The sequence below is a fragment of the Leptothoe kymatousa TAU-MAC 1615 genome (genome assembly GCF_018739865.1).
Taxonomy (GTDB): Bacteria; Cyanobacteriota; Cyanobacteriia; order Phormidesmidales; family Phormidesmidaceae; genus Leptothoe; species Leptothoe kymatousa.
Window position 1 is genome coordinate 356,371 of record NZ_JADOER010000011.1, and the last position, 21,824, is coordinate 378,194.

18 protein-coding genes are annotated in these 21,824 nt (G+C 52.9%); 9 read left to right on the forward strand and 9 right to left on the reverse strand.

All coding sequences use genetic code 11. The features are described from left to right. Positions 1 to 71 precede the first annotated feature (71 nt). Together IXB28_RS13195 and IXB28_RS13200 are read left to right on the forward strand one after the other, a co-directional pair. Entirely contained in the window at positions 72 to 452 is a 381-nt protein-coding gene (locus IXB28_RS13195; RefSeq protein ID WP_215619055.1) for a hypothetical protein, read from the forward strand. A gap of 85 nt (positions 453 to 537) precedes the next feature. Next, positions 538 to 5,283, forward strand: a complete 4,746-nt coding sequence (locus tag IXB28_RS13200) for a DUF4912 domain-containing protein (RefSeq protein ID WP_215619056.1) — start codon at positions 538 to 540, stop codon at positions 5,281 to 5,283. Positions 5,284 to 5,330: 47 nt separating this feature from the next. Here the strand turns inward: IXB28_RS13200 and IXB28_RS13205 are convergent, their stop codons facing one another. Further along, on the reverse strand, positions 5,331 to 6,347 hold the full coding sequence (locus IXB28_RS13205; RefSeq protein WP_215619057.1) for an aspartate carbamoyltransferase catalytic subunit: 1,017 nt from the start codon (positions 6,345 to 6,347) through the stop codon (positions 5,331 to 5,333). Positions 6,348 to 6,470: 123 nt separating this feature from the next. On the opposite strand from IXB28_RS13205, the gene IXB28_RS13210 reads away from it, so the two are divergent. Continuing rightward, positions 6,471 to 7,058, forward strand: a complete 588-nt coding sequence (locus IXB28_RS13210; protein ID WP_215619058.1) for a hypothetical protein — start codon at positions 6,471 to 6,473, stop codon at positions 7,056 to 7,058. 22 nt (positions 7,059 to 7,080) lie between these two features. Here IXB28_RS13210 and IXB28_RS13215 read toward each other — a convergent pair whose 3' ends face one another. Next, on the reverse strand, positions 7,081 to 7,671 hold the full coding sequence (locus IXB28_RS13215; RefSeq protein ID WP_215619091.1) for a DNA-3-methyladenine glycosylase: 591 nt from the start codon (positions 7,669 to 7,671) through the stop codon (positions 7,081 to 7,083). Between the two features lie 170 nt (positions 7,672 to 7,841). Here IXB28_RS13215 and IXB28_RS16840 point away from each other — a divergent pair, with 170 nt between their 5' ends. Together IXB28_RS16840 and IXB28_RS13220 are read left to right on the forward strand one after the other, a co-directional pair. Next, positions 7,842 to 7,964 (forward strand): hypothetical protein, encoded by a 123-nt coding sequence (locus IXB28_RS16840; protein WP_265579503.1) that lies wholly within the window; start codon positions 7,842 to 7,844, stop codon positions 7,962 to 7,964. A 29-nt stretch (positions 7,965 to 7,993) separates the two neighbouring features. Continuing rightward, positions 7,994 to 9,673, forward strand: a complete 1,680-nt coding sequence (locus IXB28_RS13220; protein WP_215619059.1) for an MBL fold metallo-hydrolase — start codon at positions 7,994 to 7,996, stop codon at positions 9,671 to 9,673. Between the two features lie 119 nt (positions 9,674 to 9,792). Here IXB28_RS13220 and IXB28_RS13225 read toward each other — a convergent pair whose 3' ends face one another. After that, entirely contained in the window at positions 9,793 to 10,080 is a 288-nt protein-coding gene (locus IXB28_RS13225; protein ID WP_215619060.1) for a DUF6679 family protein, read from the reverse strand. A 222-nt stretch (positions 10,081 to 10,302) separates the two neighbouring features. On the opposite strand from IXB28_RS13225, the gene IXB28_RS13230 reads away from it, so the two are divergent. Beyond that, a complete protein-coding gene (locus IXB28_RS13230) occupies positions 10,303 to 11,049 on the forward strand; it encodes a creatininase family protein (protein WP_215619061.1) in 747 nt (248 codons plus the stop codon). Between the two features lie 52 nt (positions 11,050 to 11,101). Here the strand turns inward: IXB28_RS13230 and gatC are convergent, their stop codons facing one another. The 6 genes from gatC to IXB28_RS13260 all read right to left on the reverse strand — a co-directional run bounded on the left by gatC (position 11,102) and on the right by IXB28_RS13260 (position 17,162). Next, positions 11,102 to 11,389, reverse strand: coding sequence for an Asp-tRNA(Asn)/Glu-tRNA(Gln) amidotransferase subunit GatC (gene gatC / locus IXB28_RS13235; protein ID WP_215619062.1), 288 nt, complete (start codon positions 11,387 to 11,389; stop codon positions 11,102 to 11,104). A gap of 276 nt (positions 11,390 to 11,665) precedes the next feature. Beyond that, a complete protein-coding gene (locus tag IXB28_RS13240) occupies positions 11,666 to 12,187 on the reverse strand; it encodes a photosystem I assembly protein Ycf3 (RefSeq protein WP_215619063.1) in 522 nt (173 codons plus the stop codon). A 113-nt stretch (positions 12,188 to 12,300) separates the two neighbouring features. Then, entirely contained in the window at positions 12,301 to 12,672 is a 372-nt protein-coding gene (locus IXB28_RS13245) for a hypothetical protein (protein WP_215619064.1), read from the reverse strand. 523 nt (positions 12,673 to 13,195) lie between these two features. Continuing rightward, positions 13,196 to 14,923, reverse strand: a complete 1,728-nt coding sequence (locus IXB28_RS13250; RefSeq protein WP_215619065.1) for a two-component system response regulator — start codon at positions 14,921 to 14,923, stop codon at positions 13,196 to 13,198. A gap of 261 nt (positions 14,924 to 15,184) precedes the next feature. Then, on the reverse strand, positions 15,185 to 16,528 hold the full coding sequence (aroA, locus tag IXB28_RS13255; protein ID WP_215619066.1) for a 3-phosphoshikimate 1-carboxyvinyltransferase: 1,344 nt from the start codon (positions 16,526 to 16,528) through the stop codon (positions 15,185 to 15,187). 70 nt (positions 16,529 to 16,598) lie between these two features. After that, positions 16,599 to 17,162, reverse strand: coding sequence for a hypothetical protein (locus IXB28_RS13260; protein ID WP_215619067.1), 564 nt, complete (start codon positions 17,160 to 17,162; stop codon positions 16,599 to 16,601). A 333-nt stretch (positions 17,163 to 17,495) separates the two neighbouring features. On the opposite strand from IXB28_RS13260, the gene IXB28_RS13265 reads away from it, so the two are divergent. The 3 genes from IXB28_RS13265 to IXB28_RS13275 all read left to right on the forward strand — a co-directional run bounded on the left by IXB28_RS13265 (position 17,496) and on the right by IXB28_RS13275 (position 21,751). Then, entirely contained in the window at positions 17,496 to 18,602 is a 1,107-nt protein-coding gene (locus tag IXB28_RS13265; RefSeq protein WP_326521040.1) for an aminotransferase class V-fold PLP-dependent enzyme, read from the forward strand. Positions 18,603 to 18,628: 26 nt separating this feature from the next. Continuing rightward, the gene (gene guaD, locus IXB28_RS13270) at positions 18,629 to 19,999 is read left to right on the forward strand and encodes a guanine deaminase (RefSeq protein ID WP_215619069.1); all 1,371 of its coding nucleotides are present in this window, start codon (positions 18,629 to 18,631) and stop codon (positions 19,997 to 19,999) included. A gap of 261 nt (positions 20,000 to 20,260) precedes the next feature. Continuing rightward, positions 20,261 to 21,751, forward strand: a complete 1,491-nt coding sequence (locus IXB28_RS13275; RefSeq protein ID WP_215619070.1) for an alpha-amylase — start codon at positions 20,261 to 20,263, stop codon at positions 21,749 to 21,751. Positions 21,752 to 21,824 lie beyond the last annotated feature (73 nt).

Sequence of the window (21,824 nt, forward strand, 5' to 3'; positions counted from 1 at the left end):
TAAAAAACAACGACTCTGAACAGACACAATGATTTGAACAACTTGTAATTGAAATAGAAGGAAGACTCAAAATGCGCGTAGTTGTTGATAGTCAAGAGCATTGCTACGAACTGGACCAAGAGTATTTAAATCAGCTCCAATCCACGGCCAATTCAACCCAACTAGAGCCAGGCACCTACGTTATTCGCATCGAGCGTGGAGCCTTTAGCTATGGTCCCGAGCAACAACAGGTTACCCCCGAGCCCTGGGTCATGCTTTGGATCTATGGCGGTACGTTTGTAAACCGAAAAACCAACGTCAAGGTGGGCGCCACCTGGAGCAGCCTCAATGGCTATGACGACACCTTGACCTTGGATGTCCTAGAAAAAACAACGGTATGTGGAGTCTTTTTTGACACTTACAAAAAAGACTATTCAGGCGACATCACCCTGTCGATTTTAAAAGACAGATAACCTTCAGGCCTCTAACGTCTTCAGCATTCACGTTTCAGCCTCGGCCCAACCACTGCATATCTAATCCCTTTTGCTTGCGTCTCCCATGAAAGAACCAAAGGCATCTCAGCATACCCGTCTGCACCCGTGGTCCTCTCCCCAGAATGAGCCCAGCTCCCATCAGGGGGTGCCACGCCCTGTTCCCCGCCGCCGCCGGATGTCTTTGGCAAGGTTTATTGCCATTGTTCTCAGCACCGCCGCCGTCACCCAAATGACCGGGACCAGTTTATCAACGGCAAAGGCCCAATCCTTTGGACAAAATCCTGACGGGTTTCCTATCCCCGCATCGTTACCCGATGGCACCACCCTGAAGCTGGACGGTTCCACCAGCATGCGCCTGACCAACGAAGCCGTAGAGCAACGCTTTGAGGCCCAGTATGACAACATCGACATAGAACTCAGAGCTAGCCGCACCGATCAGGCCTTTGAAGAGCTGATTAACGGCGATATCGACATCCTAGCCACCGGGCGTCCCCTCACGGAGGAGGAAAAAGCTCAAGGTGTCGTAGAGGTGCCCCTAGAACAACGGGAGAAACTGGCCATCATCCTGGGGCCAGACAATCTTTTTCCCACGGAGGATGACCCCAGCACCCCTGACATTGAAAGCAATCTCACCTTTGAACAGTTTGCCCGCATGTTTCGCGGAGAGATTACCAACTGGTCTGAAGTGGGCGGTCCCGACCTGCCCATTCGCTTTGTCGATCGACCGGAATATAGCGATACTCGACGCGCCCTCAGCACCTACACCGTGTTTGACGGCCAGCCATTTGCCACGGGTAGTACGGCAGCACCTACAGCTGACGACGAGACTGAGACCGTCATCAACGCCCTGGGGGAAAATGGCATTGGCTATGCGGTTGTTTCCCAGGTAGCCGACCGGGATGACGTGCGGATCATTCCCATGCACCAAACGTTGCCAGACGATCCACGCTATCCCTATTCGCAATATCGAGCCTATGTTTACAAAGAAGGGGCCGATCCGGCGGCCCTAGCCTTTCTAGGGTTTGCCACCAGTGCACCGGGGCAAGAAGTGATTGGTGCGCCAGCAGGTGCGGCGGCAGGTGCGGCACCTGCCGCCGCGCCGCCGCCGCCAGAAGGGATCAACCCAGAGGTGGTCAACCCAGAGGTGGTAAATCCTGAAGAGGTGGTCCCCCCCAAAGATGGGGCAGCGGCTGGGAAAGGCATTTTTCCCTGGTGGTGGTTAGGATTGTTAGCCCTAATTCCTTTGTTGTGGTTGGCCCTGCGGGGGCTTAGCAGCGGCGGGGCAGCAGCGCCTCCTGTGGCAGCGGCACCGCCCGCCCCTCGCATGGTGGTCACTCCCCGCAATTGTCGGGAGGGCTACGCCTATTGGGAAGTCTCCAAAACACTGTTAGACCAGGCTAAAAATGCCGGTCCCCATGCCGTGAAGGTGCGTTTGTACGATGTGACGGGCAACGGCCCAGACGCCCCCCTACCCAATAACTTCACCGCTGAATTTGACGGTCTTGAGCACAGCCAGGACCTCCATTTCCCGATTCCTGTGGATGGTCGCACCTACCGGGGGGAAGTGGGGTATCTGGGTCGCGACAATCAGTGGCATACCTGGGCTACATCGGACCCCGTCAAGGTCCCTGTCTGCCCCCAAGGCAACAAGGCCACAGCTAGGCCGCAGAAGAAAGCGCTCAATGCCGGTTTGGTGGGATTGGCCGCCGCCGGGGCCGCCGGGGCTGGCGCCGCTGTTGCCAAAGCAGGAACTAAACGCACGCTGCCCCCCAGCCGCATGGTGCTTACCCCCCGCACGTCGCGTCAGGGCTATACCTACTGGGAAGTGCCCCAGGAGCGCATTGAGGCGGCCAAGCAGGAGGGCGGTAAAACCAAGCAGGTGCGTCTATACGATGTCACTGGCCGATTGCCCAACGCCCAGCTCCCCGACCCCATTCTCCAGGTTCATTGCAAGGAGCCTGACACCGATCGGCTCCTGCCCATCGAACGACCCGATCGAGACTATGTGGCCCAGATGGGCTATCTCACCCCAGAAAATCGCTGGTTGCCCCTAGCGAAATCGAATGTGGTGCGAGTGCCCGCCCAGCCCACCCCCATAGACCAGATCGGTCAAGCAAAATCAGCGGCTCCCTTGGGGGCATTAGGGGCCGGGGCCATGGCCACCGGCCTAGCGGCCACCGGTTTGAAAGATGCGCTGCAGCCAGAAGCACCCAAAATCAATCTGGCGGCACCGGTGGAGGTGAAGGTGGAGGTGGCATCCCCTGAAGAATTTCAGGTGCAGTGGACCATGGCCAAGGACCAGAAACTGGCGTTGCTCAACAATGCCGCCTACCATCCCGTGGTTAAGCTCCACGATGTCACTGGCCTAGATTTTGAACGCCAACCCTCCCACAGGGTGACGGTGCATCCGGTCACCGCAGGCGATTTTAACGGCAACACCGCTGCCAAGGTGCTGCCCGTGCCCCAGTGCGATCGCGACTACTTAGCAGAGCTGGGCTACGACCACAACAACACCTGGGTTTCCCTGGGCCAGTCCAAAACCACCCAGGTAAAATGCCCGGTTAATGTTGCAGCCCCGGTGGAGTCCGTTTCCATTGAAGTGCTCTCTCCCGAAGAGTTTCAGGTGAAGTGGGTGATGCCCAAAGCCCAAAAACAGGCATTGCTAACAGAGGATGTCTACAGACCGCTGGTCAAGCTCAAAGATATGACGGGCAAAGACATGGCGGGCATGGGTACAGACCAGCCAGCGGCCCAAAATATCTTCACCCATGGGGTGACCGCAGGCGATTTTGATGGCAATACCGCTGCCAAGGTGCTGCCCGTGCCCCAGTGCGATCACGACTACTTAGCAGAGCTGGGCTACGACCACAACAACACCTGGGTTTCCCTGGGCCAGTCTCGCCTCACCTTTGTCAAATGCCCGGTCAACGTCAAAGCTCCGGTGGAAAATATCGCCATTGCCGTGCAGTCACCGGAAGAATTGCAGGTGCAATGGGCCATGGCCGAGGACCAAAAACAAACATTGTTGGACGATGACGCCTACACTCCCCAGGTAAAAATTTACGATGTCACCGGCATTGATTGGGCCGCCCAGCCATCCCACAGTGTCACCGTCCATCCCGTTACTGAGCACACCTTTAGCGGCAATACCGCTGCCATGGCGGTGCCAGTATCCCGTTGCGATCGCGACTACCTAGCCGAACTGGGCTATGGCGATGCCCAGGGCAAATGGACCGCCCTAGGGCACTCTCACCATGTCCATGTGAAATGCCCCGTCAATGTCAAAGCCCCCGTCGAAAATCTCTCCATCGCAGTGGTGTCCCCCGACGAGTTTCAGGTGCAGTGGGCCATGGCCGAGGACCAAAAACAAACATTGCTCAACGACAACGCCTACACCCCCGAGGTCAAAATCCTCGATGTCACCGGCATTAACCTCGATCAGCAACCGGCCCACGGGGTTACCGTCCATACCATTCAGCCCAAGGATTTTGACGGGAATACCGCTGCCATGCAATTGCCCGTGCCCCAGTGCGGTCGCGACTACCTGGCGGAGCTGGGCTATCGCCACGGCAACACCTGGGTCTCCCTGGGCAAGTCTCGCCATACCCATGTGCAGTGCCCCGTCAATGTGAAGGCCCCAGTGCAGACCGTCTTAATTGAGGTGCGCTCCCCCGAAGAGTTTCAGGTGCGGTGGTTTATGCCAGAAGATCAAAAACTGGCCCTATTAAACGATGGGGCCTATACCCCCCATGGGGCCTATACCCTCTTGATCAAAATTCACGATGTCACCGACATGGACCTGTCCCAACAACCGGCCCACAGGGTGGTGACCTATCCCATCACGCATCGAGATTTTGATGGGAATAACGCGTCCATGCTGTTACCCATACCCCAGTGCGATCGCGACTACTTGGCGGAGCTGGGCTATAACCATGACGGCGACTGGGTCTCCCTGGGCAAGTCTCGCTATTCCTATGTGAAATGCCCCGTCAATCTAGAAGCGCCCGTTGAAGACCTGGCCATGGAGGTGCGTTCTGCTGACGAGTGTCAGGTGCAGTGGACCATGACCGCAGACCAGAAGCGGGTGCTCTTGGCAGATCAGGCCTACGTACCCGAGGTCAAAATTCACGATGTCACCGGCATTGACCTGGATCGGCAACCGGCCCACAGCACCACCACCCACGCAGTCCTAAGGGATAATTTCAACGACAATACCGGTGCCATGGTGCTGCCCATATCCCAGTGCGATCGCGACTACTTAGCAGAGCTGGGCTACCACCACGGCCACACCTGGGTTTCCCTGGGTCGCTCAGCCCATGTTCATGTGGCCTGTCCGCCGCCGCCTGCCCCTGAGCCAGACACCAATCTGCTGTCCGGGCTGGGGGCTGGGGCCCTAGCCGTTGGCCTAGTTCAGCCCCCCAGCTCAACAGAACAAGGCCCTACCTGTCGGCAACGGTTAACCATCGACAGCCAACACCATACCTACAGCCTGGATAAGCCCAAAATGTTGGAGCTCCAATCGCGAGCCCAGCAAGTTGTCCTCCCCCCCGGATGTTACATCCTCACCCTCGAACAACCGGCAACGGCCAACCCCAGAGAGCCCCACATGGTGATCTGGATTTACGGGGGACGCTTTGTCAATCAACAAACCAATGTGGAAGCGGCCTCCACCTGGAGCACCCTAAATGGCTACGGTGACAGTCTCACCCTAACGGTCATAGAACCCACAACAATATGCGCCCTCTACTTCAACACGGTTCCTAACCCAGAGCAGGGGCAGCTCACACTGTTGATTTTAAAAGACGAATAGGCCCTATTTCGCAGAGGCCTATGGCACAGGGCCTATTCCATAGGGGCCTACTTCACCCCGCCAATCAGATACAACAGGGCCATGCGAGTTGCCACCCCACTGGTAACTTGCATGGGCACCAAACTGAGCTCAGGATCATCCATCAAATCGGATGTCAGCTCCACACCACGGTTGGTGGGGCCAGGGTGCATAATTTTTACCGTTGGTTTGCACCCCTGCAACCGCTCCCGAGTAATGCCAAACCGCCGATGATATGCGCGCAAACTGGGGAGCAAATGCTGACTCATGCGTTCATGCTGTAGCCGCAGCGCCATGACAAAATCAGCGTCCTCTAAAGCAGGCTCTAGCTGCCAGTGCACATATAGCCGACGCTCTAGGGGCGGGCTCTTTTCCCCCGTTTTCACAGGCCGTTTGAACGCCTCCAGAAAATGCTTGGGCAATAGGGTCGGTGGAGCCACCAGATGCACCTCCGCACCACAGGCGGTCAAACTCCAAATGTTGGAACGGGCCACCCGCGAATGCAAAATGTCCCCAACAATCACTATTTTTTTGCCCTGCAAGTGGTCAATGTGGGGGGCGGCGCCGTCGAGGGTGGCGCACATGGTAAATAAATCTAATAGCGCCTGGGATGGATGGGCATGTTGACCGTCCCCAGCATTGAGAATACCAACACCGGAGTTAATGCGATCCATCTCTTGGGCAATGATGGTGGGTACGCCCGCCTGCTGATGGCGAATGACCATCAGGTTGGTGCCCATGGCTAAATAGGTCTTGGCGGTGTCGAGAATGGTCTCCCCTTTTTTCAACGATGAGCTGCCTGGAGAAAAGTTAAGAATATCCGCAGAAAGCCGCTTAGCCGCCAGCTCAAAACTGCTACGGGTGCGGGTAGATGGCTCAAAAAATAAATTGGTAATGACTTGTCCCTGGAGGGCTGGCACCTTTTTGGTACGGCGGGACAAAACTTCACGAAAACTTGCCGCAGTTTGCAGAACGGTTTGATAGTCACTGGGCGTAAAGTCTTCTAGGGAAAGAATGTGGCGACGACTCCAGCTATTGTCGGCCATAAACAAATCACAAAAGTATTAAGAACATTCCTCGGCTGGGGTAGCAAACTGTCACAATTTAGAGACAGTTTGCTACCCCAGTTTGTAGGATATGGGCATAAATCCTACTTAGTATTTCATCCGATGGTTCGGTTCCCAAAGATATTGTTAGGTTTATTTGTAGCGGCAAGTCTAGCCGTTGCAGGCTGTAATGAGGCTCCAACCGTAGATTTGGCAGAGCCGACCACGGAAGAGTCGGCTGCGCCACCAACGGTAGACGCAGAGCCCAGCACTATTGCCGCCGAGCCTGAGGATAAAGACAAGGATAAACCCGCTGCAACGGAGGCCCAGCCCAATGCAACGGACGCTGCTGAAAAAGATCCCAAAATGATGGCGGTCTCCATCTATGTGATGGATGAAACCTGCACCAAATTTCAACCGGAATCGGTGGAGGTGCCCGCCGATACAGCCATGACCGAAGCGGTGGGCAAAGTGCTAGAACGCCATAGCTTTGAGGCATTTAAGCTATCGGGCTATCGCGTCAATGTGGACAGTAATAAGGCGACGGTTGATCTGCGCCTCTCAGAAGAGTCCGAACGGCAGTTTTTGTCCCTGTCTAGCTGTGAGCAACAAGGGCTGTTTGGCGGCCTGGAAGAAACCTTGATTCAGCATCCCGATTGGCAAGTTGACCAAGTGGAATTTACCAACCGAGGCAAGGAAATTGTGCTGTAGGGTGGGCATTTTCCACCCTCTTTTACCGTTTAGAAACACTGCCATGGTCCTTTAAGTACCAGCGCCATGGTTTATCAGCAGCTTTGGAAATGCCAATGCGGGTGGTTTGCACGAGCCCATGGTGTCCTTGATCTAGCCGCCGTTGAAACTGGGCTGAGCGATGTTCGAGCCACAGGTGGTGCTGGGGCATCAGGGGGAGGCCATCATGGCGACGGTCAATGGTTAAGGTGCGGCATAGTTTGCCAGGTCCTGCGGCCACACGGTTTCCCTGGCGGGCGTACTTAGGGTCTAGCGCTTGGGGTAGTTGGTCAAGGGCGATGGCGCGCACCAGCACGGCACTGCCCGTATTGACGGCTTCAGTGACCACGTTAAAGCAGTGATACATGCCATAGATCAAGTACACATAGCTCTGGCCAGGGGGGCCAAACATGGCGCCATTGCTCTGGGTTTTGCCGCGATAGGCATGGCAGGCGGGATCATCTGGACAGTAGGCTTCGGTCTCAACGATCAGGCCCCGCAATATTTCGCCATTGAGCTGGCGCACAAGGGTGCAGCCCACTAGATCTGGAGCGACCTCCAAGGTATTGCGATCGCACCAGTCAGCAGAAATGATCACGCCCAAGCCAGCCCGTTAGACAGCAGCAGATAACAGTTATGTAACAGTCCTGCTATCTATGATTGCATTTCTCAATCCAGTTGCTACGATCCAAGGACTGGTTGGGATAGACCCATCACAGATTCTCAAACCGTCCCTATCACTATCGACGAAGGAATTAAGCACCTGTGGATATTAAAGCGATTTTACCTGTCCTAGCCATTGTCTTTTCAGTCGCCTGTCTGTTTTTTGGCACCCAAAATGGCTTCTACGATTCTGACGATTACCATGGCAATGGCTCTGCCCACTAGGGCCTCAACCGTAATACTCGTTTGAGGCGATGGGGGTTGGGACCGTTGTACCACCACTGGGATCGACAGATATTGCCGATGATGGCACTGTCGTCTGCTATCCCTATGGTGTAGGCCATGGCGAAGAAGGCGTTAGCCTAGGCATTACCATCGGTCCCTATCGCATTCTTCTAGACTGCGGCTTAAGCGACCTGGCCCCGCTGGAGTCTGGGCCACTCCCAGATTTCGTTTTTTGTAGCCATGCCCACCATGACCATGGGCGTGGCTTAGCTTTGTTTCAGCAACGGTGGCCCCACATCCCCATTTACGCCACCGCCCCAACGGCGGCCCTGCTAGCGGCACAACCAGACCAAGCCCAATCGCTCCAAAGCTTACCCTGGCGTACCCCCGTAGAAATAGCCCCTAGTCTCACCCTAGAACTCTGGCCCGCTGGCCATCTTCCCGGCGCAGCCTGTGCCCTCATCACCTACAAAACGGGCCTGAAAACCTACCGCATCTTTTACACCGGGGATTGTTTTCTCTCTAGTACTCGGCTGGTGGAAGGTATGCCCTTGGCGGCATTGCGCAACTTAAACCCAGACGTCCTGATTGTGGAAGGACACCTGGGTGCCCATCGATACCCCAACCGTCGATATCAAGAAAATCAGCTAATCGAGCGGCTGCGATCGCACCTAAACAAGTCTCACTGTGTCGTCTTTCCTGTCCCTATTTTAGGCTTGGGGCAAGAGCTCCTAATGCTGTGGCGCAGTCACTATCAATTTACCGGCCAGCCCTTAACCATTTGGGTAGACCCGATCATCGCCCACAGCTGCGACACTTACCTCGCCCTACTAGAACAACAGCCCGCAGCATTTCCCCGCAAAGTCCAAAATTTTGCCAAGCATCAGGCCATTTTTTGGGATGAGCGCATTAAGCCCACCATTAAACCTCTACCCAGCGAGCCCAACGTTCAGGCAATGCATGGACCGGCCATTGTCTTGGTGCATCCAGCCACCCCCATCGACCGTTACTGCCAACACCACCACGGACCTTGGAGCGTCTTTTTACCAGAACAAGCTAATCTGCGAGCATGGCAAACCCAGGTTAAAACAGAGGCGGCCCCCTACGACTGGTTAGATAGCTTTAAAAACACCACCACCACCGGCACACTGCAGCTAGAAACCTATCAGCTCTACAACCATTGCGACGGGGATGGCACCACCCAGCTCATCCATAATCTCCGGCCTCGCCACGTCGTGTTTGTCCACGGTCAGCTAGAACAGCTCAGTGACTTGGCCAACCTAGACACACTCCAAAGTCGCTATCAGGTCCATATTCCCCTGCCAGGCAATCCCTTATCCCTCTCCTTAGATTCTAGATTTACATCACCGCCGCCGCCCCAAGAAGCAACCTTTGAGGGCACCGTACATGATTCCCCCTACCAAGTATCCATTCGCCTGCCGCCAACAGTCACGGCCGATGCCCGCTGGCAGGCGTTCGCCGAAACCGGCATCATCGAAGCCCAATGGCAGGGAGAAAACTTGGTATTACGGGGAGTAGATCCCCTAGAACTCGCGACCATCACCAATCGTTTGGCCCCCAATCGAGCCGTGTGCGATAACTGCCAGTTCTACCGACAGCGGAGTTGCCAACAGCCCCAGTCAGCACTATTCGGCAAAGTTGTTGCCCCCGATGGCTACTGCCCAGAGTTCATTGCTTTGCCAACCTAGCAAAGTCCCCAAACAACTCCCGAAGACCCTGATCACAGCAGGTCCTGCCCCATGGCGCCAAGGCAACCGATACCCCCATGGGAGCCTATTTAGAGGCCTATTCCCCTAACTGCGGTTAATTAATCAGGAATTTGCTCAGAAGCAGGACAATCATCAGAGACCGCCAGCTCCGCATCTCCCTTAGGCACGGTAGCTAATTTTTGTTGAATCGCACCAATGCTCTCCAGCCGTACCATTTCTTCCCATGCACAGCATTCGTCATCCTCTTCAGTTTCATAGCGTAGGGTAACGAGATCACCTTCGATATTTAAAATCTTAGCCCGCTCAATCCAGCGATGCTGATCTCTCAAAAATACCCACACTTCACGACCGTCGCAGGAAAGTTGGTATATTTTGCGATGTAGCATAAAAATCTACCCGTCATCTAGGCGACTATGTGGCACCATAACCACAACCTAAGCCATTGGTGATTTAGAGCATGAAATCGCCTTCAAGACATGCTAGGAATCAATGCCTGCTAGCAGCAATCATAGGCTAGATCATCAAGGCTTAACTTAATACAGCTTAAGGGAGGGTCAGGGAATTTGACCACCCAGAAATGCACACCCCCATGGTGACGAAGATCAATTATGGAATTGAAACTGTGTACCTGGCCTGAAGTCGAGGCTTACCTATCCCAATCTCAAGGGATCATTTTTCCCATTGGTTCCACAGAGCAACACGGCCCCACCGGCCTGATCGGCACCGATGCCATTTGCGCTGAAACCATTGCCTTGGGCGTGGGCGACCAGGTCAATGCCCTAGTAGGCCCCACCATCAACGTAGGCATGGCGCTGCATCATACAGCTTTTCCAGGCAGCATCAGTCTCCGCCCCAGCACCCTGATTGCCCTCATTCAAGACTATATAAAACCCTTAGCCAGAGCTGGCTTTAACCGTTTTTACTTTATTAACGGCCACGGGGGCAATATGGCCACCCTCAAAGCAGCGTTTTCCGAAACCTACGCCCTCTTGGCCGATCTTAATATCCAGGGTGCGGACCAAGTGCGCTGCCAGCTAGCCAACTGGTTTATGTGCCGCTCTGTCTATACCCTGGCCAAGGAACTCTACGGCGACCAAGAAGGCTCCCATGCCACACCGAGCGAGGTTGCCCTCACCCAATATGCCCACCCTGATCACATCAAATCCGCCCCATTAGAGCCCCAAGTAGCACCGTCCGGACATCGCATCTACGGTGCAGCCGACTTCCGGCGCTTTTACCAAGATGGCCGCATGGGCTCCAATCCCGATTTAGCGACACCAGAACATGGCAAACAGTTCTACGACGCAGCGGTCAAAGAAATGAGCAACGGTTATCTAAAATTTCTCAATGGTTAGCTTTATTCGTGGGGACTTAGCATGCTAGGTCCCTACGAATAGGTAAATACATCTAGCTACCCAAAATTTTGGGCACCTTAAAGAAATCATCTTCGCGATCTGGAGCGATCTCCAAAATCGATTCGCGATCTTCAAACGTCTCCAGCTGATCCTGACGGGTAATGTTACTGAGTTCAATGGCTCGTGTAGTCGGCTCAATATTATCGGTATTGAGCTCGTTGAGCTGCTGGACATAGTCCAAAATGCCGCTGAGCTGCTCTGTAAACTGCTGCTCTTCGGCTTCAGTCAGGTCTAATCTGGCCAACAGTGCAACTTTACGAACCTGTTCTAGATCAATCATGTGAAGAAATTAACGGTTAAACCTTGGGTGGGCTATGCCCATATCCAAAACTTGAGAGGCGACCAGCAGGCCAACAAACATTAGGCATACGGGCCTGCTTGGGCACAGACTGTACCTTTAGAAAAACACATTCGCAGGCATACGGGCCTGCTTAGGCACAGACTATACCTTTAGAAAAATACGTCCGCAGGCATACGGGCCGTATTGGGCACAGACTATACCTTTAGAAGAATACATCCGCAGGCATACGGGCCGTATTGGGCACAGACTATACCTTTAGAAAAACACGTCCGCAGGCATACGGCCTGTGTTTTTCAGCCAGTTCTGCGCCTCGATATAGTTATTGGGAGCCATCCGCAAGGCCTCAAGCCAATAGGTGGCCGCCTGATCGTACAGCACTTCTGCTGTTTTGTTATCCCCAGAATTCTCGGCTTGCTCACCACGATAGTGATGGATCACTGCCGTATTATTCAGAGCTTGGGGCATGCGAGGGTTCAGATCAATCGCCGCCGCATACTTTTCTAAGGCTGCATCATGATCGCCATTACTGGCGTAAATCAATCCCATGTTGTACAAGATAAAGCTCTTGTCATAGGGATCTTCTTCTAACTCGAGGGCAGCTCTGTAATTATCTAATGCTTCTGCATATTCACCATCGGCTTGGGCAGACATGCCATCACGATAGTAAGCAAATGCTTCTTTAGCCTGCTTCTTTGTGGGCAACATCTTCAGGATCATATCGGCCATGACCGTAAAAGACTTGTCGATGAAATTATCGTTACGCTGAGTTCTAGGCATGGCAAGGCTATTACATTAAGAGTGCCGAGCCTTCATTCTAATGGAACAACGCAGCCACATCATTAAGTTGGTATGGGTCTGTAATAAACCGGGTTCAAACCCCTCTAGTCAGGCTAAGCCGCACGCCGCACGCAATCATCCACACAGGAGATGAGATCGGCCAGGGTGTCTAGCTGAGTTTCATCAAAATGGTCGCTAATATCTACACCAAACTGGTTGACGACGTCATCACACAGGCGCATGGACCAGTCGAACCAACACACCAGGGGAAATTGTAGATCATCGACTAAGCGATCCTGGGGTCTTACGAGGCTAAATTCTAAGCCGGAGTAATCCTTTAAAGAACGATAAATAAAGGCTAACGTTTTTGACTGAGCACGGGTGGCGCGATGACATTCTGCACACCATGCCTGGGCTGATAAGGGTCGACGATGACGACGAAGAGCCTGATTGACCTGACGACGCACTGACAGGTCTGGGCTCATGTCCTGGTACGCCTGGAGACTATGAAGATAGTTGTTTACTCTTTGCCATGGTTGCCCCATACTGCTTTTGCCTAAGCCACACCCTGGAAAAATTAATCGTTTCGTTAGCGCACTATACATGCTGAGACCTCACACAACTAATGCGCCAAAGATATTGAGCCGATGTCCGTTATCTAAGCTCTCACTATTAAGTTTGTCCATAGCTGCTTGGTGCCTTATTGGAGTCGATTTCAGGCCGGTCACTTATTTCACTGGCTGACCGTGTGTTCATTGTTCCCCTAGGTCTTAGCAAAATTACGGTGGAGGCCCTGGTAAACGGCTGACATTGCTTTGCTTACGTGGCATTTGATAAATCAATCCTAGGGTAACTAACCAAGGAAATCGGTAAAGTTTAAAAATAACTTTAGTTCCAAAGATTATGCAGGAAGCGCCGCTAGCACTCCTTTTCAGCCGCCTATGGCAAGCCATAGCAGCCTTACATAAACGATGAAGTCTTCAATGAACGGGTTTTGCCCAGTAGATTTTATACGGCAATCTGGACCAGGGCTAGACGTTGCTCTAAGTAAGCCTGCAACTGTGCGGCATTCATCGGTTTACCGATCAAATAACCCTGGACAAAATCGCACTGATAGGCTTCTAGAAAAGATTGCTCATCCATCGTTTCTACACCTTCGGCGACAATACACAAGCCTAAATCGTGGCCCATTTGAATGGCCGATTGTAAAATCACTTGGTTTTTGTGGTCGGTGGTAACGCCCCGCACAAAACAGTTGTCGATTTTGAGGGTGTCAATGGGCAGCTTTTGCAGATAACCGAGGGACGAATATCCAGTACCAAAGTCATCCACCGCTAAACGCATGCCTAAATCCTTAAGTTCATTTAAGGTTCTGATGGCAGCGTTTGCATCCTGCATCAGGGCCGTTTCGGTAATTTCTAGCTCTATCATGTGGGGGGATAGCCCGGTGTTTTTAATCGTGTGGGCAATCTGTTGGCTCAAGGTGCCTTGGTTAAACTGCACACTCGATAGGTTCACCGACATGTGACGCAGCCCTAGATTCATGTCGTGCCACTGACGGGCTTGTTTACAGGCGGTTTCTAACACCCATTGGCCGATGGAGATGATCAGGCCTGTTTCTTCGGCCAGGGGAATGAATTGGCCTGGAGAGATGTATCCCATTTCAGGATGCTTCCAACGGATCAAGGCCTCAGCCGCTTCGATGCGCCCTGTGCGTAGATTTAATTGCGGCTGGTAGTAAACTTCGAACTCGTTGCGCTCAAGGGCATATCGGAGCCAGGTTTCTAACCGAATTTGATCGGCGGTGGCCACCACCATATCGGATTGATAAAACTGGCAGTAGCTGCTTTTTTGGCTTTTGGCATATTCCAAAGCGGCATCAGCCTGACGCATGAGTGTGGGGAATTCTTGGCTGTCTTTGGGATAGATGGAAACACCAATACTGGCGGACAGAAATACTTCGTGGTCGGGCAAGGAAAAGGGCCGACTCAGGGCATCCATCAGCTCTGTGGTGAGTTGGCTGATGTTAGAGAGCTGTGGATCCTCGGCCCTCAGGGCAATGGCAAATTGATTGCCTGTTAAACGTGCCAGGGGCGTGCTATCTGGCAAACAGGCTTGGAGACGATGACTAGCCGATTGCAAAATGCTGTCTCCAGCGGGATAGCCCAGAATGTTGTTAATCTGGCGCAGCCGATCCAGGCTGAGCGAGAGGAGCGCCACAGGCTCCTTAGACGCTTGGATGAGCTGGTCAAAACGCTGCTCAAATAGCAGATGATTGGGTAGTTTGGTGAGGCTGTCATAGTTGGAGAGCCGATTGAGATGCTCCGCCGCTCGTCTGAGATGACTGAGGTAGTGGTGGGCAACGGCATCATGGTGTTGGAGACGGGTTGCGATCGCACTGAGCAAGGTGTCATCGGCAAAGGGATATACCAGACAATCATCCGCGCCCAGCTGCATCATATGGCGCACATGCCCAGGGTCTGGCAAGGAACTGAGCATAATTAAGGGGGTGATGGCCAGCTGCCCATCATTGCGCATTTTTTGGAGCACATAATCTCCCTCACAGTCACTTAGCTGCCATTCACAGAGCACCAGGTTAGGAGCATGGGATTGAGCCAGCTCTAAGCCAGCGGCCCCCGTGCCCGCCTGCTCAACGCTATAGCCTGCTGTCGCCAACACCTTTAATGTTGTCGTGGACCACAACTTGGATGACCCAATCAGTAAAATCTTTTGCATAAAGCTACGTCACGAACCGAGACAATCGCAGGGCATTAGGCAACTCCACAGGTTGTCGTATGGCACTGGGGCCCGACACCCTGAAATAGTTGATTCTGTCTCAAGTTCTAGCAGTAGGGGCAACGCTGCCCACGTGCATCGGCTTGGCTTCGTTGATAGAAAACCAATTCACGTGGTTCAAGACAGTTGCTATAGAATTCCCGAGATGGTTGGTGATCGCTCGGGTCGGATGCAATTTTCAGCGAGGCTACCCGCAACCCATTAGAGGGCTATTTGCGCCAAAGTTTGGGCAAAGGGAGGATAGGACACCGCAGCGGCTTCTGCCCGCTGAATGGAGGTGGTGCCCTTAGCCCGCAAGGCCGCAACGGCCAAACTCATGGCAATGCGATGGTCCGTAAAGCTATCCACCTGATTGCCGGTTAAGGTCGCCCCACCTTGAATTTCTAGACCATCGGCGAGTTCTGTCACAGAGGCCCCTAAACGATTTAGCTGGCTGGCGGTCACGGCAATGCGATCGCTTTCTTTGACCCGCAGTTCCGCCGCCTCTTCAATGCGGGTCGTGCCCTCAGCAAATAGGGCGGCCACCGCCAGAATAGGCACCTCATCAATTAACCGGGGAATCAAGTCGCCACCGATGGTGCAAGCTTTTAACCGGCTGGTCCGCACACGGATATCCGCCACCGGCTCACCGGTAACCTCACGGGTATTTTCTAGGGTGATGTCCGCCTCCATGCGCTGCAGGGCTTCCAAAATGCCAGTGCGGGTGGGGTTCACCCCGACATTTTCAATCACCAAATCTGAACCAGGCACAATGGCGGCAGCCACCATCCAATAGGCAGCGGAGCTAATGTCCCCAGGCACAATCACTGTTTGCCCCTGGAGCTGACTGGGGCCATGGACAGTGACTCGACAAGCCTCCCGATCCACCGTTAGTTTGGCGCCAAACGCCTGGAGCATGCGTTCGCTGTGGTCGCGGGAGAGACTGGGCTCAGTCACTGTAGTATCACCATCGACAGATAAGCCCGCTAGCAAAATGCAGGATTTTACCTGGGCAGAGGCAATGGGCGATAGATAGTGGATGGGATTTAATTTTTGGCCTTGAACCGCCAGGGGCGCCAAGCTATTGCCATCCCGGCCCCAAATTTGTGCCCCCATGGATGTCAGGGGTTTAATCACGCGGGCCATGGGGCGAGATCGCAGCGAGCTATCCCCCGTCACCGTAAAAAACCGCCCCGGCTGGGAAGCCAGCAACCCCATCATCAGCCTCAGGGTAGTGCCCGAATTACCTGCGTCTAGTACCCCAGTGGGCTCCTGCAGCTGCCCCACCCCCAAGCCTTTCACCGTGACCCACTCAGCGTCTAAGTCAGAAATGTCTGCCCCCATCGCCTGGAAACAGGCCGCCGTACTGCGGGGGTCTTCCCCTAGCAATAGGCCCTTGATGCGGGTTTCGCCACTGGCCAATGCCCCCAACATTAAGGAACGATGGGAAATTGACTTATCACCAGGCACCTGGAGACGCCCCTGCAAACCTTTGCCACTGGAAGTGATGGCCCAGGTTTGGTGAGCAGCGTCGTCGGTCTTAATGGATAGGGCAGAAGTCACCATGGGCACAAAATTCAGCAAGCAGCGCCTCTGATTTTATCGTGCACCGGTCCAGGAGCAGCATCCGAAGCATTTATTCTGCCGCTGGGGTTTCAGCCTCAGCTTCCGGGGTATCCGCCCCGCAGTATGTATTGATATCGCCCACCAATGTGGCTTCATTTTGGGACAAATTTTGCAAATTGGTAAAGGCCGTATTGGCCTTGGATTGAAACTCTTCCAAGACGTTGCTCAAATCCGTTTCCGATTGGGCATCTGCCACCAACTGCATGGCTTCCCCAGCCACCTGCAACTCTTTAGCGGAGCCCGTAATGATATCGGCATAGCCCTTGCGATAATCAGAAAGCTGTTCATCGGCCAAATCTAGATCGTTCAGGCTCGTAACCATGCCATCGATGCTGCCAACAACTTTATCCACAGCACCAATATACTGACTGGCCGCCGTTTGAATATCCGTTAAGCTTTCGGCTCCCTGGGCCTGCTGAGTAAAGCTATCGATCTCAGTTTCAAACTCATTCTTAAATACCTGAGCCTGGTTAATCACATCCGCAAACGCATTACACTGAGCCACCGTCGAAGAACCACAGCCAGTGAGTGTTAAGGCGGCTACTCCTAGAAGAATTGAGCGTGAAAGGCGCATTAGTTGATTTCCGTATAGTCGCAAAGGCATTAAAAGCTGATGTTGTCACGAAGGCAAGAGGGAATCAGCAAAGCCTGTATCTTTTACAAGTTACCCAGTCCGATAGTAAATATGTCCAAGGGCATTTCCACCAGTCAGGAACTTGCAAAAATCTCTTTCACAGCTTGACTTTCCCAAGTAAGCTCTTGGCAACAAAATGGACTAAACTTGATAAATCTTTATAACTTGCCGGGTAAAGACTTCATGGTTTTGAGCATTGACCAACATCGACAGACTTTTCCCTCTTTGCAAAATAAAGTTTATTTTAACTACGGTGGCCAGGGGCCAATGGATATGAGCGCTCTGGGTGCCATCCAAGAGGCTCACCAAGTCATCCAAACAAAGGGCCCTTTCGGTAGCGAAGTCAATCAGTGGCTCCAGACAGAGGGACAAGAAACTCGACAGGTGCTGGCCCAAGAAATGGGTGTAGGGCCTGAAACTGTCGCCCTCACAGAGAACGTGACGGCGGGATGCAATATCGCCCTGTGGGGCATGACCTGGCGCCAGGGCGATCATATTCTGTTGTCAGATTGTGAACATCCTGGCATTATCGCGACGGTGCAAGAACTTCAGTATCGTTACGGTATTGAGTTCAGTTTTTTCCCACATCTGAGCCAGGTGAATACGGCAGACCCGGTCGCGACCATTGAGGCCCATTTACGCCCCACCACGCGTTTGGTGGTGGTCAGTCATGTTCTGTGGAATACAGGGCAGATTATGCCGCTCCAGGAGATCTGTCAGTTTTGTCACCGCCAGTCTCCCCCGGTTAGGGTACTATCCGATGCGGCGCAATCGGTGGGCATGCTGCCGTTGCAGTTGGCCGATACCGAAATCGACTTTTATGCCTTCACAGGGCACAAATGGCTGTGCGGTCCGGCTGGGTTGGGAGGATTTTATGTGAGTCCAGAGGCCATGGCGGAGCTAGCCCCCACGTACATCGGCTGGCGGGGAATTAAAATCAGTCCGTTGGGGCAACCCAATGGTTGGCAACCCGATGCTCGTCGGTACGAAATTGCCACCTCTGATGTGCCGTTATGCAGTGGATTACGCACTGCGATCGCAAACCATAACAACTGGGGCACGGCGGAAGAACGCTATTTCCGCATCTGCCAACTGAGCAGTTCACTGTGGGGCAAGCTCAACGCTATTCCTGGCGTTAAATGTCTGCTCAAATCCCCCCCCGAGTCTGGGCTGGTTTCATTTCAACTATTCAACGCGGGAGAACCTTCCCCGAAACTCCATAAAACCCTAGTCACATATCTAGAAACTCAGCAGTTTTATCTACGCACCCTACTATCTCCAAGCTGCGTCAGGGCTTGCACCCACTATTTCACCACAGAGGCAGACATCGATCAGCTGATCGCCACCATCGAAACCTTCCTGCAAACCCACACGCAATAATGAACCCAACATTATCGCGCTAAATCATGAACTCTTTTCCCCACCCATCCCATCAGCCTCACCATCAGTCTGACATCAAGGGGATTCGCGGTTCATTTTTAGACTTTCTCGACGATCCGTTTTACCAATCGCCCCAAGCAAGCGTTCGCTATATTGCCGATGGTCTATTAGTCATAGACCATGGCCACATCAAAGCGTTTGGGCACTATGACCAACTACAACCCGAGTATGCCCACATTCCCATTACGGCCTACCCAAACCAGCTCATTACCCCGGGTTTCATTGACACCCACATTCACTATCCCCAAACAGAAATGATTGCCGCCCATGGAGAACAACTCCTAGAATGGCTGAATCAATATACGTTCCCCACAGAACTCAAATTTTCTGACAAAAACTACGCCCAAGAAATTGCTGAACTCTTTTTAGACGAGCTTTTACGCCATGGCACCACCACGGCTATGGTGTTTACCACGGTCTTTCCCCAATCGGTAGACGCTTTTTTTGAGGCCGCTGAACGGCGTAATCTTTGCATGATTGCCGGCAAGGTGATGATGGATCGCCATGCCCCAGCCGACCTATGCGACACCGCAAAGTCTTCTTACCAAGAGACTAAAGCCCTCATAGAAAAATGGCACAACCGCGGTCGCCTACGCTATGCCATTACCCCTCGATTTGCCATTACCTCCACCGACGAACAACTCAAGCTCGCTGGTAAATTACTCCAAGAATTTCCCGATGTCTATCTCCACACCCATCTCTCAGAAAATACCGCTGAAGTAGACTGGGTACAACAACTCTTTCCCCATTGCCAAGGGTATCTAGATACCTACGACCAGGCCGGGTTAGTACAAGAACGTTCTGTTTTTGCCCACGGAGTCCATCTCACGGACCAAGAATTTCAACGTCTTGCCGAAGCCAAAGCCGCCATCGCCTTTTGTCCCACATCAAATCTATTTTTAGGCAGTGGCCTCTTCAAGCTCGATCAGGCAAAATCTACCCAGTACCCAGTCAAAGTGGGGCTGGGCACTGATGTGGGGGCAGGCACAAGCTTTTCTCTATTACAAACGGCCAACGAAGCCTATAAGGTTGCCCAGCTACGACAGCAGACCCTGTCCCCCTTCGAAGCCCTATATCTAGCCACCCTAGGCGGTGCCCAAGCACTCTGTTTAGACGACATACTCGGTAACTTTGAAGTTGGCAAAGCGGCCGATTTTATTGTTCTCAATTCGCATACTACACCCATCCTGGCACTACGAACTGCTGGCCAGCCCCCTGCAAACCTCGAAGACCTGGCAGACCATGTCTTTGCGTTACTCATGCTAGGGGATGACCGCGCGATCTCAGCCACCTATATTCTCGGCGACCTAACATACGCCCCATCGCCCAGCCCCTAGCTAAAGGACGGCAAATTAGAAGAAAACCTTAAATCTGCTTCAAAATCAGCCAGTCCACACATTCCCAACGGGAATTGGGCCATGCACCCTTGGTTCTTGCTGTGTGTCTCAATCTCAAATCACCACAGCCTCACCCACAAACACAGTCCGAGGTATAGAGTTTGTATATGCTAGGGCAAACCGGGCACACGCAATTCCTGAATCGTTTTTTGCTACATAGTTGTTTTCATTTACACATTTATTTGTTAAAGGAGCTTTTAAATGTCTGCACTGAACGGTGTCATGATGCAATATTTCCATTGGTATGTGCCCAACGATGGCAGCCTCTGGAACCAAGTGAATACCCTGTCTAAAGACCTCGCCGATGCAGGGTTTACGGCCATGTGGTTGCCACCTGCCTATAAAGGCATGGGGGGAGGCTACGATGTCGGCTACGCCGTCTACGACATGTACGACCTGGGCGAATTTGATCAGCGGGGCTCGGTACGCACTAAATATGGCACCCGCGATGAATATCTCAATGCCATAAAAGCCCTGAAAAGCAACGGCATTCAGGTCTATGCAGACGGTGTTTTGAACCATCGCATGGGTGGGGACAAAACAGAAGTGGTAAAAGCCACGCCCTTTTGGCAAAATGATCGCCTCAACCCCAAGGGCTGGCAGCGGGACATTAGCGCCTACACCCATTTCACGTTTCCAGGTCGCACCAAGGCAGATGGCAGCAAAGAATACTCTGATTTTGAATGGCACTGGTGGCACTTTGATGCGGTCGATTACGATGACTTCTCAAAGGACGGAAATACGGTATACCTCTTTGACGGCAAGACATTTGATGATGAAGTCGCCCTAGAAAAAGGGAACTTTGCCTATCTGATGGGTGCCGATGTGGACTTTCAAAGTGTTGAAGTACAAAAAGAAGTTGAACACTGGGGTACGTGGTACTTGGATGAAACAGGCGTAGATGGATTTCGCCTAGATGCCATTAAACATATTTCTGCCTGGTATTTTCCCCTGTGGATCGATGCATTGGAGCACCATGCCAAGAAAGATCTGTTTATGGTGGGGGAGTACTGGTACAACGACCTCGGGACTCTGCAATGGTATGTGGATGCGGTGAGGGGGAAAATGTCCGTTTTTGATGTGCCGCTGCACTACAACTTCCACTATGCCAGCAGAGCGGGCGGCAACTACAACATGAGCAAAATCTTGGATGGCACCATGATGCAAACCCGTCCTAGCCATGCTGTCACCTTTGTCGAAAACCACGATTCCCAGCCATTACAGGCCCTAGAAGCACCTGTGGAGTCTTGGTTTAAACCCTTGGCCTATGCGGTGATTTTGTTGCGGGCAGAAGGTTATCCCTGTGTATTTTTTGCCGATTATTATGGCGCCAAGTATGAAGACTACGGCAAAGATGGGAATACCTATGAGATCACACTCCACTCTCACCGCTGGCTAATCGACAAATTTTTACATGCCCGCAAACACTATGCCTATGGTCCCCAATACAGTTATTTCGACCATTTCAACACCATTGGTTGGACCCGCCTAGGCGATGTCAACCATCCTCAGGCCATGGCTGTCATCATGAGCGATGGCGAGGCTGGCAGTAAGTGGATGGAAGTAGGCAAGGCTAACACCCAGTTTTCTGATCTCACCGAACATGTGAAAGACACAATCACAACGAATGAATGGGGGTGGGCTGAATTTCGCTGCAATGGTGGATCTGTTTCTGTATGGGTCGAAGCTTAGCAACTGGAGTTTAGACAAAAAACGTTGAGAGAGCGACCAACGGTTGAGTTAGATCGCTCACTAGACGAATCTG